Raw genomic sequence first — 13,644 nt, 5'->3', positions numbered from 1 at the left:
CGCTGTCCTCCGTTTTGCTGTCTGTCAGCAGTTTGGCACGTTCACAGCCAATCCGCCCAGCGAAGTTTCTTTATACTTCTCGTGCATATCGTGGCCGGTCTGGCGCATGGTCTCGATAACGGCGTCAAGAGGCACAAAATGCTGCCCGTCACCGCGCAGCGCCAGCGACGCTGCCGAGACCGCCTTGATTGCCGCCAACCCGTTACGTTCGATACAAGGTACCTGCACCAACCCTTTGACCGGATCGCAGGTCATGCCCAGGTGATGTTCAAGCGCGATCTCGGCGGCATTTTCCACCTGCTCGGGCGTGCCGCCCATCACCGCGCACAGTCCAGCCGCCGCCATGGCAGAGGCGCTTCCGACCTCAGCTTGGCAGCCCGCTTCAGCCCCCGAGATCGAGGCGTTGTACTTGACCAGTCCACCGATGGCGGCAGCGGTCAGCAGGAAATCCTCGATATGGCTTTCCGATGCGCCCGGCACGTGGTCGAGGTAATAGCGCAGAACCGCTGGCAGCGTGCCTGCAGCCCCATTGGTTGGTGCGGTGACAACCTGACCGCCCGCCGCGTTTTCCTCATTCACGGCCATGGCGTAAACGCTCATCCAATCGTTGATGGTGTGCGGCGCGTTCAGGTTCATGCCGCGCTCGGCCAGCAATGCGTCATAGATACCCTTGGCACGGCGGCGGACGTTCAGACCGCCCGGAAGTATTCCGTCCGTTTTCAGTCCGCGTTCGATGCAGTTGTTCATGACTTCCCAAAGGCGGGCGGAGCCCTTGGCGAAACTGTCAGCACAGCCGCGCGCGATCTCGTTCTCGCGCTTCATCTGGGCGACGCTTTTACCGCTGGCCTTTGACATCTCCAGCATCTCTGCGGCCGAATGGAAGGGGAAGGGCACCGGCGGTCCGTCATTGGTGGCTTTGCCCTCGGCCAGTTCTTCTTCTGTCAACACAAAGCCGCCGCCGACGGAATAGTAGACCTGCCGCAGGATCACGTCGCCTTGCGCGTCGGTGGCCATCAGGATCATCCCGTTGGCGTGGCCGGGCAGATTGTGATCGTAGTCAAAGATCATATCGGCCTTGGGATCGAAATGCAGTGTCGGCAGACCCTCAGGCGAGACCGAATGCGTTTCAGCAATGGCGGCCAGCGCAGCCTCGGCCTTGTCATTGTCATAGGTGTCCGGCACGAAACCGGCCAGCCCAAGGATCGTGGCGCGGTCGGTCGCATGGCCCACACCGGTAAACGCCAATGAGCCGTGCAGGGAAGCACGCAGTCCTGCAAATTCGAATGGCGAGACACGCATCAGGTCCAGGAATCGCGCAGCGGCCACCATCGGCCCCATTGTGTGTGACGAAGACGGGCCGATGCCCACTTTGAACATATCGAAGACAGACAGAAACATATCAGGTAGCAGAGCCTTCTGAGGGGTTAGCGTAAGTCGGGCTGGTGAAGGGAGTGGTCCCCAAACCCTCGGCTGTCATGGCAGCACGAGTTGCGGGACGGTTTTCGAGGTGCGTCAGAATTGATTGCAGATGGGGCGTGTCCGCCAACTTGAACCAACTGCGATCAGCCCGGGCGGGGTAAAGGGCCATCCATCGCATCTGACATGCCAGGTAGTAGCTTAGGACCGAGGGGCGATCGCCGCTCAGCCATTCAGGCGCAGTCGCCGCCAGATCATCCAGATTCTTAAGGTGCTGACACAGGCGCGGGCGGATGCCTTGCCGCAACGTGTCACCCTGCGCCTTATCGATGTATTTTTCGGCATAGAACAGGATGCGCATGTCCGCGTGAAGGGTGTTCGACGCAAAGAACAGCCATTTCAGAAATGCCGCCCGGTCCGGGCTGTCTGGGGCTGGGGCAAGTTGCCCGTGTGTGTCGGCCAGCCACAACAGGATCGCCGCGGTCTCAAAGATCGGCCCATTCGGCGTTTCCAGAACCGGGATCAAACCGTTGGGGTTCAGCGCCCGATAAGCTTCACCGTCCTGTTCGTTCCGGCGACGGTCCACCAGGCGCGTTTCATACGGCAGGCCCATCTCTTCCAACGCCAGTCTGATCACCAGCGAGGCGTTGTCGGGGGCATAGTGGAGTGTATAGGGCGCGTTCATGCGCCGTATGTATACACCAGCGGCAGTTTCGTAAGCTTCGATTGCGACGTTTCCAATAGGAAACGCGTAGTTTTGCGACAGGCCTGCCGTCGGGGTTGGCGAATTGGCGCTCGCAGTCTGTCCGGACATTCCGTATAAATTCCGTAATACCAAGGGGGAATGCTGCAATGACCGGAGATATGTCGCCTATCGACAAGGCGAAGTTCGCCGCTGCGTGCCGGGCCGCGGATATGGTCGAAAACGGGATGCGCGTGGGGCTTGGCACCGGGTCGACCGCCGCTTGGATGGTCCGTCGATTGGGCGAGCGGGTCAAGCAGGAAGGGTTGCGGATTAAGGCGGTGCCGACCTCGACCCGTACTGCGCAGCTGGCCCGGGAACTGGGGATCGAGGTCGTTTCGCTGGATCAGGCCGGATGGCTGGACTTGACCATTGACGGCGCGGATGAGTTTGACGGCGAGCTGAACCTGATCAAAGGCGGCGGCGGTGCGCATCTGCAGGAAAAGATCGTTGCCACCGCCAGTGACCAGATGATCGTCATAGCCGACGCCGGGAAAGAGGTGGAAACGCTGGGCGCTTTCCCTCTGCCGGTCGAGGTGATCCCTTTTGGCTGGCAAACAACGCGCACGCTGATCCAGGAGGCGCTGGATACGATGGACGTTTTGGGTAACTCTGCTGCGCTGCGCATGAACGGTGAGGCACCGTTCGTGACGGATGAGGGAAACCATATTCTGGACCTGAATCTTCAGCGTATCGGGAATCCAAGACAACTCGCGCTGGTACTGAACCAAGTGCCGGGTGTTGTCGAAAACGGATTGTTCATCGACATCTGTGACAAAGTTGTGATCGGCCACGGCGACGGTCGGGTCGAACTGCGGGACATTAACGACGGAACAATCGAACTGGACCAATTGGTCGAAGGTGGCGAAAACCTGTTTTCGGACTTGGCGGATTGAGCGGCGCTGACGCCGAAGTTGGAACCACCGGCGATTTCCATCTGCTTTGTTTCCGAACCGATAAGGTAGGTCAAAGACCGCCCGGCTGCCGTTGAATTTGCTGGAACCTACCATATCTGGGCGTTTGAATTCGGCGCTGCTGCTATTTCCGGTGCGAGTTCGCGAGATCCAAGATGTTTAGGACTTTGTGATCACTCTGGACAGCGGCGCGAGATCGGGTACACCCCTAGCAACGCCGGTATGGCGAGTGCGGAAGTTTGGAAAAGGCAGGACAAATGAGCTTTGACTATGATCTGTTCGTTATCGGTGGAGGCTCGGGCGGGGTTCGTGCCGCGCGTGTAGCCGCTGGCGAGAACGGCGCCAAGGTGGCACTGGCGGAAGAGGATCGCTATGGCGGAACCTGCGTTATCCGGGGCTGTGTGCCTAAAAAGCTGATGGTTTTTGCCAGTGAGTTCTCAGGAATGGTCGGCGATGCGCAAGCCTACGGCTGGGACATTCAGCCCGGCGCGCTGAACTGGAAGACCTTCCATGGCAAGCTGGTGACCGAACTGGACCGGCTGGAAGGCATCTACCGCAATATCCTGAAGAACAACGGTGTCGAAAGCTTTGACCAACGCGCTACCGTGGTCGATCCCCATACGGTCGAACTGGCCGACGGGACGCGCAAGACGGCCAAGCACATCCTCGTGGCCACCGGGGGTCGTCCGGTCGTGCCCCAATTCCCGGGGTCTGAGCTGGCGATCACTTCCAATGAGATTTTCCATCTGGACCAACTGCCGGAAAGCATTCTGATCGTCGGCGGCGGTTACATCGCCAGCGAGTTTGCCGGGATCATGAACGGCATGGGTGTGAAGACCACTCAATTCTACCGCGGAGCGCAGATTCTCCGTGGTTTCGACGAAGAGGCGCGCGGTCTGATCTGCGAAGAAATGCGCCAAAATGGCATTGATGTTCGTTTGGGTACGAACGTGCTTGAGATGACAAAAGAGGGCGACAAGATCCGCGTTAAAGCCACCGATGGCACCGAGGATCAGTTCGACGTGGTCATGTTTGCAACGGGCCGGGTGCCCAATGCGGACAATCTGGGCCTTGAGGCGCTGGGCGTGGAACGTGGTCGCAAAGGCGAGATCGTTGTCGATGAATACAGCCAGACAGCCGTTCCTTCGATCTATGCCATCGGCGACGTGACCGACCGTGTGAACCTGACACCTGTCGCGATCCGCGAAGGCATGGCCTTTGTCGAAACCGTATTCAAAGGCAACCCGACACCCGTGGATCACGAATTGATCCCGACCGCCATTTTCACCCAGCCCGAATTCGGCACGGTGGGCCTCAGCGAAGAAGAGGCAGCGGCGCAGGAACCGATCGAGGTCTATGCAACCTCGTTCAAGCCTATGCAAAAGGCCTTTGCCGGAGGAACGCAGCGCGTCCTGATGAAACTGATCGTCAGCCAGGCCACCCGCAAGGTGCTGGGCTGTCACATCGTCGCGCCGGGTGCTGGAGAGATGATCCAGCTGGCCGGTATTGCTGTAAAGATGGGCGCAACCAAGGAAGATTTTGACCGCACGGTTGCTGTTCACCCGGTTATGGCCGAAGAACTGGTGACAATGCGGCAACCTGTGCGCACTGCTTGATTTGCAAGCAGGCGCACACAAGTTACAAGGGAACCCGTGATCACACGGTCCAACACAAGGGAATAGATACATATGGCGGGCAACAGCGGTGGCCCCTGGGGGGGCGGAGGCTCATCCGGTGGCGGAGGAAACAGGGGCAATAACGGTAACGGGCAACGCCCGCCCGAAGGCGATGGCCCGCAGATCCCCGAGATCGATGAGCTGATGAAGAAAGGTCAAGAGCAACTGCGCGTCCTGATGGGCGGTCGTGGCGGCTCGGGCCGTGGTGGCAGCGGCGGCGGTCAAGGTGGCGGTGGCCCTCTGTTCACCAAAGGTACGGTCCTGATTGGTGTCGTCGTAGCGGCGGTACTGTGGGGCGCGGCCAGCTTCTACACGGTCAAGCCCGAAGAACAGTCGGTTGAGCTGTTTTTGGGTGAGTTCTCGGCCGTCGGAAATCCGGGTCTGAACTTTGCGCCGTGGCCTTTCGTGACCGCTGAGGTTATCCCGGTAACCCGCGAACAGAACGAAGACATGGGCGGCGCGCGTGGCAGCGACGATGGACTGATGCTGACCGGCGATGAAAACGTCGTCGATATCGACTATCAAGTTGTTTGGAACATCAACGACCCGGCCAAGTACCTGTTTAACCTGCGCGATCCGCGCCAGACGATCCGAGCAGTGTCGGAATCAGCGATGCGCGAAATCATTGCGCAAAGCGAGCTTGCACCAATTCTGAACCGGGATCGTGGCATCATCGCGGACCGTCTTCAGGAACTTATTCAGGCGACAATGGACAGCTACGACTCAGGTGTGAACATTGTCCGCGTGAACTTTGACAAGGCCGACCCGCCGCAGGACGTGATTGCGGCGTTCCGCGATGTTCAGGCTGCCGCTCAGGAACGTGACCGTTTGCAGAACGTTGCTGACGCCTATGCCAACCGTGTGTTGGCGGAAGCCCGCGGTGAAGCGGCTCAGGTTCTGGAAGAAGCCGAAGCCTATCGCGCCCAGCAGATCAATGGCGCTCAAGGTGAGGCCAGCCGTTTTAGCGCGGTTCTGGAAGAATACTCCAAAGCGCCTGACGTGACCCGCAAACGCCTCTATCTGGAACGGATGGAACAGGTTCTGGGTGATGTCGACAAGATCATTCTGGACGAAAACTCGACCGGTTCGGGGCAAGGCGTCGTGCCGTATCTGCCGCTGAACGAATTGCGCCGCAATCAGGCCGAGGAGAGCAACTGATGCGTAAATCACCGATTATTCTCATTCTGGTCGTGATCCTTGGTGTTGTTGGCCTGTCTTCGATCTTTATCGTGGACGAGCGTGAACGCGCGCTGGTGCTGCAGTTTGGTCGTGTCGTCGCGGTCAAGGAAGAGCCAGGTCTGGCGTTCAAGATTCCTTTGATTCAGGAAGTCGTGCGCTACGACGACCGTATCCTGTCCATTGACGTGCAGCCGCTGGAGGTTACGCCTTTGGATGACCGTCGTCTGGTTGTCGACGCCTTTGCACGCTACCGGATCTCCGATCTGAATCAGTTCCGTCAGGCTGTTGGTGTCGGCGGTATCCCCGTTGCCGAGGATCGTCTTGACCGTATCCTGCGCGCTGAAACGCGTGAGGTTCTGGGTTCGGTTTCGTCCCGCGATATCCTCAGCTCGGACCGTGCGGCTTTGATGCTGCGTATCCGGAACAGCGCGATTGCCGAAGCACAAGCGCTGGGCGTGAACGTGATCGACGTGCGTCTGAAGGCAACTGACCTCCCGCAAGCAAACCTTGAGGCGACATTTGACCGGATGAAAGCCGAGCGGGAACGTGAAGCGACCGACGAACGCGCCCGTGGTAACGAAGCCGCGCAGCGTGTCCGCGCGCAGGCCGACCGTACTGTGGTCGAGTTGGTGTCGGACGCCAACCGCGAGGCTGAGATCATCCGCGGTGAAGCCGACGCCGAGCGTAACGCGATCTTCGCCGAGGCTTTTGGCAAGGACCCCGAGTTCTTCGAGTTCTACCGTTCACTCTCGGCTTACGAGCGCGCGCTGCAAGGTGGTAACAGCTCGATGGTGCTCAGCCCGGATTCTGATTTCTTCAACTATCTGAAGTCGCCCACCGGGCAATCGGCCCAGTAATGGGTATGATCCTTCTGGCCTTCGGGCTGGTACTGATTGTCGAGGGGCTGGCCTACGCGCTGGCCCCTTCGCTTATTGAACGTATGCTCGAGGCGCTGCGATCCATCCCCGAACAGGCGCGGCGGTTGGCAGGATTGCTGTGCGTCGTTAGCGGTCTGGTGCTGCTTTGGGGCGCATATCAGGTCGGATTTTAGGATTGTGACCTCAATTGCCGGTGAATTCCCCGCGATCCCGAGTTGCGGGCTTGGACAAACCGACTACATTGGTTCGTGAGAACGGCCACCCGCAGGTGGTAAGACAAGACTTGTTGACAAGGAGTTCCCAAGTGCAGGCACAAGCACGCAGTATTTCGGTCCGGCAGGACGAGGGGGTTGGTTTTATGCGGCTGATGTGGCTGGTGTTCGCGGGGATGATGCTGGTTCTGGCACAAACCGTTGCGGCGCATGCACGGGGCGAGAGCCTGGCACCGCTGGCCGAAAAGATCAGCCCGGCGGTGGTCAACATCACCACTTCTACCTTAATCGAAGGTCAGACCGGTCCGCAGGGCATTGTCCCCGAAGGATCGCCGTTCGAAGACTTCTTTCGCGAATTTCAGGATCGCAACAACGGCGATGACGGCAACCGTCCGCGTCGCAGCAACGCCCTGGGGTCGGGCTTTGTGATCTCTGAGGACGGCTATATCGTTACCAACAACCACGTCATCGCCGAAGCTGATGAAATTCTGGTCGAATTCTTCCCGGGTGACGGACAGCCCGTGAAAGAGCTGCCCGCAAAGGTGATCGGTACTGACGACAAGACGGACATTGCGTTGCTCAAGGTCGAGGCCTCGGGCCCGTTGCAATATGTCACCTTCGGCGACAGCGACATCGCGCGTGTTGGTGACTGGGTGATCGCGATGGGCAACCCACTGGGGCAGGGGTTCTCTGTTTCGGCCGGGATTGTATCCGCCCGTAACCGCGCGCTGAGCGGATCATATGACGACTACATTCAGACCGACGCGGCGATTAACCGAGGCAACTCTGGTGGGCCGCTGTTCAACATGGATGGCGAAGTGATCGGTGTGAACACCGCGATCCTGTCCCCAAACGGCGGCTCGATCGGGATTGGCTTCTCGATGGCGTCGAACGTTGTGGTCAAAGTGGTCGACCAGCTGCGTGAATTCGGTGAAACCCGCCGCGGCTGGCTGGGCGTGCGCATCCAGGACGTCACCGAGGACATGGCCGAGGCGATGGGTCTGGACAAACCGGGTGGTGCGTTGATCAGTGACGTGCCGGACGGACCGGCCAAGGACGCCGGTCTGCTGGCCGGGGACGTGATCCTCAGCTTTGATGGTGTCGAAGTCGAAGATACACGTGGTCTCGTCCGTCAGGTGGGCGAAACTACCGTTGGTAAATCCGTCCGTGTCGTTGTGCATCGCGACGGTGGCACTCAGACTGTACTGGTGACGCTGGGACGCCGTGAGGATGCCGAGCGCACCGATGACGGGGGCGAGGAAACCTCGGAAGCGCCAACGGAAGAGAACGCAGATATTCTGGGTCTGTCGATCTCTCCGCTGACGGACACTCTGCGCACAGACCTTGGTCTGGAAGAGGACGCCGAGGGTCTGTTCGTGACCGAGGTTGATGAAGCGTCCGAGGCATTTTCGAAAGGGCTGCGTGCGGGTGATCTGATCACCGAGGCAGGTCAGCAGAAGGTTACCTCGATTGCCGACCTTGAGGCGCGCATGGAAGAGGCCCGCGAGGCGGGACGCAAGTCCTTGCTGCTGCTTGTGCGTCGGGGTGGCGATCCTCGTTTTGTGGCGCTGAGCCTGGGCGAGTAACAAACCATAGCAAATCAACGGAAAAGGCCGGGGCATGTGCTCCGGCCTTTTTCTGTTTTCTGCCCCCAAAAAGGAGGTGAGCCACACGCCGGGGAGGCGCATGGCTCTGGTACAGGGAGAGACCAGTGGACAGATATCGGGGATGATTCTCTGGCCTCTTACGGTAACACTTAGGACGATAGCTTTTTCAGCGCGGCTCGTATGTGAAGGAGATCACAAGGTCAGATCAGATCTGACTCGGCCAGCTCTTTCAGCGCGTTGAAGTCCTGGATCATCAATCCGCCCCGAGAGGCTTCGACGACCTTGTCGCGTTTCCACGTGGAAATGGTCTTGGAGACCGCCTCGCGCGTGGCACCGACGAACTCGGCCAGTTCGCTCTGAGACAGCGTAATGCGCGTCGCCGGATCGTCCTGAAGGGCAGAGAGGTGCAGCAGTTTCCGCGCCAGACGTATGGGCATCGGCAAGAACACCTGCTCGTTCAATTGCGAGCCCATCCAACGCATGCGCAAGCCTGCCAGACGGATCATGTCGACGGCGAGGTCGGGATGCTGGCGAATCTGGTCCATCACATCGCTGCGCCTTACACGCAGAACCCGCGATGGCTCGGCAGCCGCAATCGTTGCTGTGCGGGGGCCGCTGTCGAACAATGCGATCTCGCCAAACACTTCGCCCGGCTTCATCAGGGTCAACGACAGCTTGCGTCCGCTCATCGCAAGGAACGACACCTCAAGCGTGCCCTCGGTGATTGCATAAAGCGCGTCGCCCTCATCCCCTTGTTCGAACAGAACCTGACCCTGGTCCAGCGAAATCTCGGTCGCCAAGGCGGACAGCATCGCCCTAAGACGATCCGATGCCTCGGACAGAAATCCGCTGTTGGGTAGAGCCGTCATGAGAGTGGCGGTACTCCGGCGTCAGGTGTTGAGTGGTGACTCAATGTTCCATAGCCGGGCGATTATGCCAAGTTTTTTATCAACTTGCCTGATCCGGGCACCAAATAACGACCAATTTCATAGCAATCGTATGAGATGAGTACGTTTGGCGGGTTTCGCCTAGTTTTGGTCCGGGTCGTCCATATAGCGTTGCAGCATGCTGAACTGAATCATCAGAAAGGCCATTAGTGCGATCGGGAACGCGAAGGTTTCGATCTTGACCCAAAGATCCGTGGACATGGTGCGCCATACGAATTCATTGGCAATTGCCAGAACCGCAAAGCAGCCGCACAAACGGCGTGTCAGGATCATCCAGCCTTCGTGGCGCATGGGCAGCATCTCTTCGAGGACATAGGCGAGATAGGATTTGCCCTGTAACAGGCCAATTCCCAGGACCACCGAGAAAAAGCCGTACACAAGCGTGGTTTTCATCTTGAAGAACCGCTCGTCATTGAACCAGGCGGTCAGGCCACCAAAGAAGATCACCATGAATGCGGTGAAAATCTGCATTCGGCTCAGCTTACCGGTCAGATACCAAAGGATGCCCATCGCGGCCAGCATCAGGGGTACGAAGATGATCGTGGCGATGATGAACCCTGAATATTCAATGCCGCCGATCAGGAAGCTGTCATCGCGCAGGCGCAGGTAGATGAAAAAGAAGGCCAGCGGGGGGCCAAGCTCGAGCGCCTGTTTGATAAAGGGGTTGATGTCTTTTTTCTCTGCCATGATTCCGACCTGCTGCTTACCCGCCCATTTCAACTATTACTGCGCCCAATGCAATCAATGCCATCAGCGCGATCCGCCGTGGCCCCACGGTTTCTTTTAGGACCAGCCACCCGATCAGAGCGGCAAACACCGTGGACGTCTCGCGCAGGACCGCTGCTTCGCCGACCTTGTCCAGACGTGTGGCGAGCATAATGGCTCCGAAAGACATAGGGGCGATGATGCCTCCGACCAACCCCCGCACCATGAGGGGGCCGATTGCAGGGCGGTCGATCATCGCGCGCCATCTGAGGAAGGCATAGAAAGGCATTGCGGCCCCATCGATCATGAAGAACCAGGCCAGAAAGGTGAAAGGGTCCGTGGTGGCGCGGATGCCGTAGGCGTCATAGGTGGTGTAGAGCGCAACGAAGAGGCCCGTTGCAACAGCCAGTATCAAAGCGATGCCCAGCGTTTCCCGGTTGGTTTCGAGAAACCGGAAGTTATAGGCGGCCAGTCCGAAGATACCTGCCAGCAGGACGAGGACTCCGAACCATTGCATGCCGGTAAAGGTCTCACCGAACAGAAGGTAGGCTCCAATGACTGTGAACAGCGGGCCGGTACCGCGCACAACCGGGTAGACGACGGTGTAGGAACCCTTGGTATAGGCCATGGCCTGCAGGGTCTTGTAGGCGATGTGGATCAGCCAGACGACCGCAAAGATCGGCCACATATAGGGCTCGGGCCAGGGAACGACGAAAAAGGCGAAAGGGGCGGCCATCAGGCAATAGCTGGCGTCGATTGCCCCACGTGACAGCCACGGATCGTGGCGGCCTTTTTGCAGGGCGCCGAAGACCGCGTGCAAAAAGGCGGCCATCAAGGCCAGCCCAAGGGCCAGTTGGTGTCCAGCTTCGGTGCCTTCGAGTGAGATCAGCCAGTCGCTCAAATGTCAGTCTTTTTGTTGGGTTGAGAGGCTGGGGGTTTTCCACCCCCAGATCCCCGGAAGGTATTTTTGGCCAGATGAAGGGGCGGATCAGCCTTGGTCGAGGCCGGTGAGGGCAGCGGCGAACTCTTCTGGGTCGAAGGGGGCCAGATCGTCGATTTGCTCTCCGACACCGATGGCATGGATCGGCAGGCCGAACTTGTCGGCAAGCGCAACCAGCACGCCGCCTTTGGCGGTGCCGTCCAGCTTAGTCATGACAAGACCCGAGACGTCGGCCAGTTTGCGGAAGGTTTCGACCTGGCTCAGCGCGTTCTGTCCGGTGGTGGCATCCAGCACAAGCAAGGTGTTGTGCGGGGCGGTGTCGTCGACCTTGCGGATGACACGGACGATTTTGGCCAGCTCTTCCATCAGGTCGGCCCGGTTCTGCAAGCGGCCTGCGGTGTCGATCATCAGCAGGTCTGCACCGTCTCGCTGCGCGCGCGTCAGTGCGTCGAAGGCCAGAGAGGCCGGGTCGGACCCTTCGGGTGCGGTCAGCACGGGCACACCGGCGCGATCGCCCCAGACCTGCAACTGTTCGACGGCGGCGGCGCGGAATGTGTCACCGGCGGCGATCACCACCTTTTTGCCAGCGGCTTTGAACTGGCTGGCCAGTTTGCCGATGGTCGTTGTCTTACCAGACCCATTCACGCCGACGACCAGAACCACCTGCGGGCGCTTGGCGTAGATTGGCAGCGGTTTGGCGACGGGCTCCATGACGCGGGCAACTTCTTGCGCCAGCAATTGCTTGATCTCTTGGGTCGATAGTTTTCGGCCCAGCCGACCTTCGGCCATGTTGGAAGTAACGCGCAGTGCAGTGTCGACGCCCATATCGGAGGCGATCAGCAACTCTTCCAACTGTTCGAGCATGTCGTCGTCCAGAGTGCGGCGCACGACGGCCTTGGCTTCGCTACGACCAAACAGGCGGCCCAGCATGCCCTTTTGCGGTGCGGCCTCGGGCGGGGGCGGGGCGGGCGTTGGATCAACCGGCATAGGCTCGGGTGTCTCAGCCGGCTGGGGCGCCGGTGCCGGCGTTTCCGGCGCGGGCTGGGGAACTTCGGGGACCGGTTCGGGCTGCGGATCCGGCTCGGGGATGATGGGATCAGGAGCCGAAGTTTCCTCGCCCCCGTCTTCGACAATGGCGTCAAGCCCCTGTTCGAGGCGGGACGAGGATTTGAACAGCTTGTCCTTGAGCTTTGAGAAAAACGCCATTTTTGGTCTCCGCAGGTGTTCCCCTCACCTAATGCGGATTTGCGGCAGTTGCAAAGGGTCAGAGGAACGCAATCAGCAACCCGGCTTGCGCGCCCCAGTAGAGGATCCAGATCATGTAGGGTGTGAAGCGCAACGCAGGATGATCTTGGGGCAGCAGAAACTTTTCCGTGGCCAGGATCAGGTCTGAGGCGATGAAGGCCAAGGCCGCGGGCAGCGCCCATCGCAACGCGCCAGTCTCGGGCAGGGCGAGGACTGTGACACCCATCCCAAGAATGATGGGGATATAGGCCAGTACAGGCCCTTTCAAATCACCGGCGCGCGGGGCCAGCATGGTCGCGGCCACGATGCCCAGAATAATCAACGACCAGAAGTAGCCGGGTTTGTCGAGGATCAACGCGGCGTCGCTGTACGGGTGGGTCAGGAATAATGCGATGTAGGCCAGGTGGCCCGCTGCGAATGCGCCAATCCCTGCCATGAAGGTCGAGTCTGTCTCATGCGAGAGCAGGGCGTCACCCACGGCGCACAAGGCGAGCGCCAAGGTCAGGAGAAGGGGGCCTCCGCTGAGTAACGCGACGAATGCCAGCAGCGCGACCGAGGCTGTTTTGAACACGGATCTTACAGCGCTTGCGGGGCGCGGTGACAGCGGCAGATAGGCCACGGCACTTGCGGCAGCGATCCAGAACAAGGCGGTTGTCATAAAATGTCTCCCGTGCTTTTTCCAACGACTTCACCGGGATCACAGGAATAACTCAACCGGTGACGTTAAGGCATCCCTGTGATGGTGGCGCGGTTCAGGCGCATCTGACAGAATGAAGCCATGCTGATGAGAATTGCGATTCCCTTAACACTGGCTGCGAACATGGCCGCGGCTCAACCGGTGCTGTCCGGGTCAGAATTCGACAGCTACACGCAAGGAAAGACGCTGTTCTATGGATTTCAGGGGCAGGTCTATGGGGTCGAGCGGTATCTGCCCAATCGACGCGTAATCTGGTCGTTTATGGATGGCAATTGCAAAGAGGGCCTCTGGTACGAGCAGGGCGAACAAATCTGTTTCATCTACGAAGATCGGCTTGATCCGCAGTGTTGGGTTTTCACCCAGTCCGATCGGGGCCTGATTGCCCAGTTTGAGGGCAACCCGGACACGACAGAGTTATATGAGGCCGAGGATATCAACGAAGAAATGGTCTGCCTTGGCCCCGAGGTCGGCGTCTGAATCCGAAAT

General features: G+C 59.3%; 14 protein-coding genes. 7 read left to right on the top strand and 7 right to left on the bottom strand.

The window, feature by feature from the left end; translation table 11 throughout:
* Positions 1–24 precede the first annotated feature (24 nt).
* Positions 25–1,398 carry an L-serine ammonia-lyase gene (locus GOV53_RS03455; protein ID WP_170464299.1) on the bottom strand — a complete coding sequence of 458 codons (1,374 nt, stop codon included), beginning with the start codon at positions 1,396–1,398 and terminating at the stop codon, positions 25–27.
* A gap of 1 nt (position 1,399) precedes the next feature.
* Entirely contained in the window at positions 1,400–2,101 is a 702-nt protein-coding gene (locus tag GOV53_RS03450; protein WP_170464526.1) for a glutathione S-transferase family protein, read from the bottom strand.
* Between the two features lie 167 nt (positions 2,102–2,268).
* Between GOV53_RS03450 and rpiA the strand changes: the two genes are divergently transcribed.
* The 6 genes from rpiA (at position 2,269) to GOV53_RS03420 (ending at position 8,603) form a co-directional block, all read left to right on the top strand.
* Positions 2,269–3,054: a ribose-5-phosphate isomerase RpiA gene (gene rpiA, locus GOV53_RS03445; protein WP_170464298.1), complete on the top strand. Its 786-nt coding sequence runs from the start codon at positions 2,269–2,271 to the stop codon at positions 3,052–3,054.
* Between the two features lie 275 nt (positions 3,055–3,329).
* The gene (gor, locus tag GOV53_RS03440) at positions 3,330–4,688 is read left to right on the top strand and encodes a glutathione-disulfide reductase (protein WP_170421969.1); all 1,359 of its coding nucleotides are present in this window, start codon (positions 3,330–3,332) and stop codon (positions 4,686–4,688) included.
* Positions 4,689–4,760: 72 nt separating this feature from the next.
* Positions 4,761–5,906 (top strand): FtsH protease activity modulator HflK, encoded by a 1,146-nt coding sequence (hflK, locus tag GOV53_RS03435; RefSeq protein WP_170421965.1) that lies wholly within the window; start codon positions 4,761–4,763, stop codon positions 5,904–5,906.
* Complete coding sequence (hflC, locus tag GOV53_RS03430) at positions 5,906–6,784, top strand: protease modulator HflC (RefSeq protein WP_170421963.1); 879 nt, start codon at positions 5,906–5,908, stop codon at positions 6,782–6,784. Before hflK ends, hflC begins: the two co-directional genes overlap by 1 nt.
* Positions 6,784–6,978: a DUF2065 domain-containing protein gene (locus GOV53_RS03425; RefSeq protein ID WP_170464297.1), complete on the top strand. Its 195-nt coding sequence runs from the start codon at positions 6,784–6,786 to the stop codon at positions 6,976–6,978. Before hflC ends, GOV53_RS03425 begins: the two co-directional genes overlap by 1 nt.
* A gap of 185 nt (positions 6,979–7,163) precedes the next feature.
* The gene (locus GOV53_RS03420) at positions 7,164–8,603 is read left to right on the top strand and encodes a Do family serine endopeptidase (protein ID WP_174823347.1); all 1,440 of its coding nucleotides are present in this window, start codon (positions 7,164–7,166) and stop codon (positions 8,601–8,603) included.
* Positions 8,604–8,824: 221 nt separating this feature from the next.
* On the opposite strand, the gene GOV53_RS03415 is transcribed toward GOV53_RS03420, so the two are convergent.
* The 5 genes from GOV53_RS03415 to GOV53_RS03395 all read right to left on the bottom strand — a co-directional run bounded on the left by GOV53_RS03415 (position 8,825) and on the right by GOV53_RS03395 (position 13,119).
* Positions 8,825–9,493 (bottom strand): Crp/Fnr family transcriptional regulator, encoded by a 669-nt coding sequence (locus GOV53_RS03415; RefSeq protein WP_170421954.1) that lies wholly within the window; start codon positions 9,491–9,493, stop codon positions 8,825–8,827.
* Positions 9,494–9,652: 159 nt separating this feature from the next.
* Positions 9,653–10,258, bottom strand: a complete 606-nt coding sequence (locus GOV53_RS03410) for an inner membrane-spanning protein YciB (RefSeq protein ID WP_170464295.1) — start codon at positions 10,256–10,258, stop codon at positions 9,653–9,655.
* Positions 10,259–10,274: 16 nt separating this feature from the next.
* Entirely contained in the window at positions 10,275–11,177 is a 903-nt protein-coding gene (locus GOV53_RS03405) for an EamA family transporter (RefSeq protein WP_170464294.1), read from the bottom strand.
* An 87-nt stretch (positions 11,178–11,264) separates the two neighbouring features.
* Positions 11,265–12,422 carry a signal recognition particle-docking protein FtsY gene (gene ftsY / locus GOV53_RS03400; protein ID WP_170464293.1) on the bottom strand — a complete coding sequence of 386 codons (1,158 nt, stop codon included), beginning with the start codon at positions 12,420–12,422 and terminating at the stop codon, positions 11,265–11,267.
* A gap of 58 nt (positions 12,423–12,480) precedes the next feature.
* Positions 12,481–13,119 carry a lysoplasmalogenase gene (locus tag GOV53_RS03395; RefSeq protein WP_170464292.1) on the bottom strand — a complete coding sequence of 213 codons (639 nt, stop codon included), beginning with the start codon at positions 13,117–13,119 and terminating at the stop codon, positions 12,481–12,483.
* Positions 13,120–13,245: 126 nt separating this feature from the next.
* Between GOV53_RS03395 and GOV53_RS03390 the strand changes: the two genes are divergently transcribed.
* Positions 13,246–13,635, top strand: coding sequence for a hypothetical protein (locus tag GOV53_RS03390; RefSeq protein ID WP_437436789.1), 390 nt, complete (start codon positions 13,246–13,248; stop codon positions 13,633–13,635).
* Positions 13,636–13,644 lie beyond the last annotated feature (9 nt).

This window comes from Ruegeria arenilitoris (genome assembly GCF_013035315.1).
GTDB classification, from domain to species: Bacteria; Pseudomonadota; Alphaproteobacteria; order Rhodobacterales; family Rhodobacteraceae; genus Ruegeria; species Ruegeria arenilitoris_D.
This window is presented reverse-complemented; position numbering and strand designations above follow the sequence as displayed.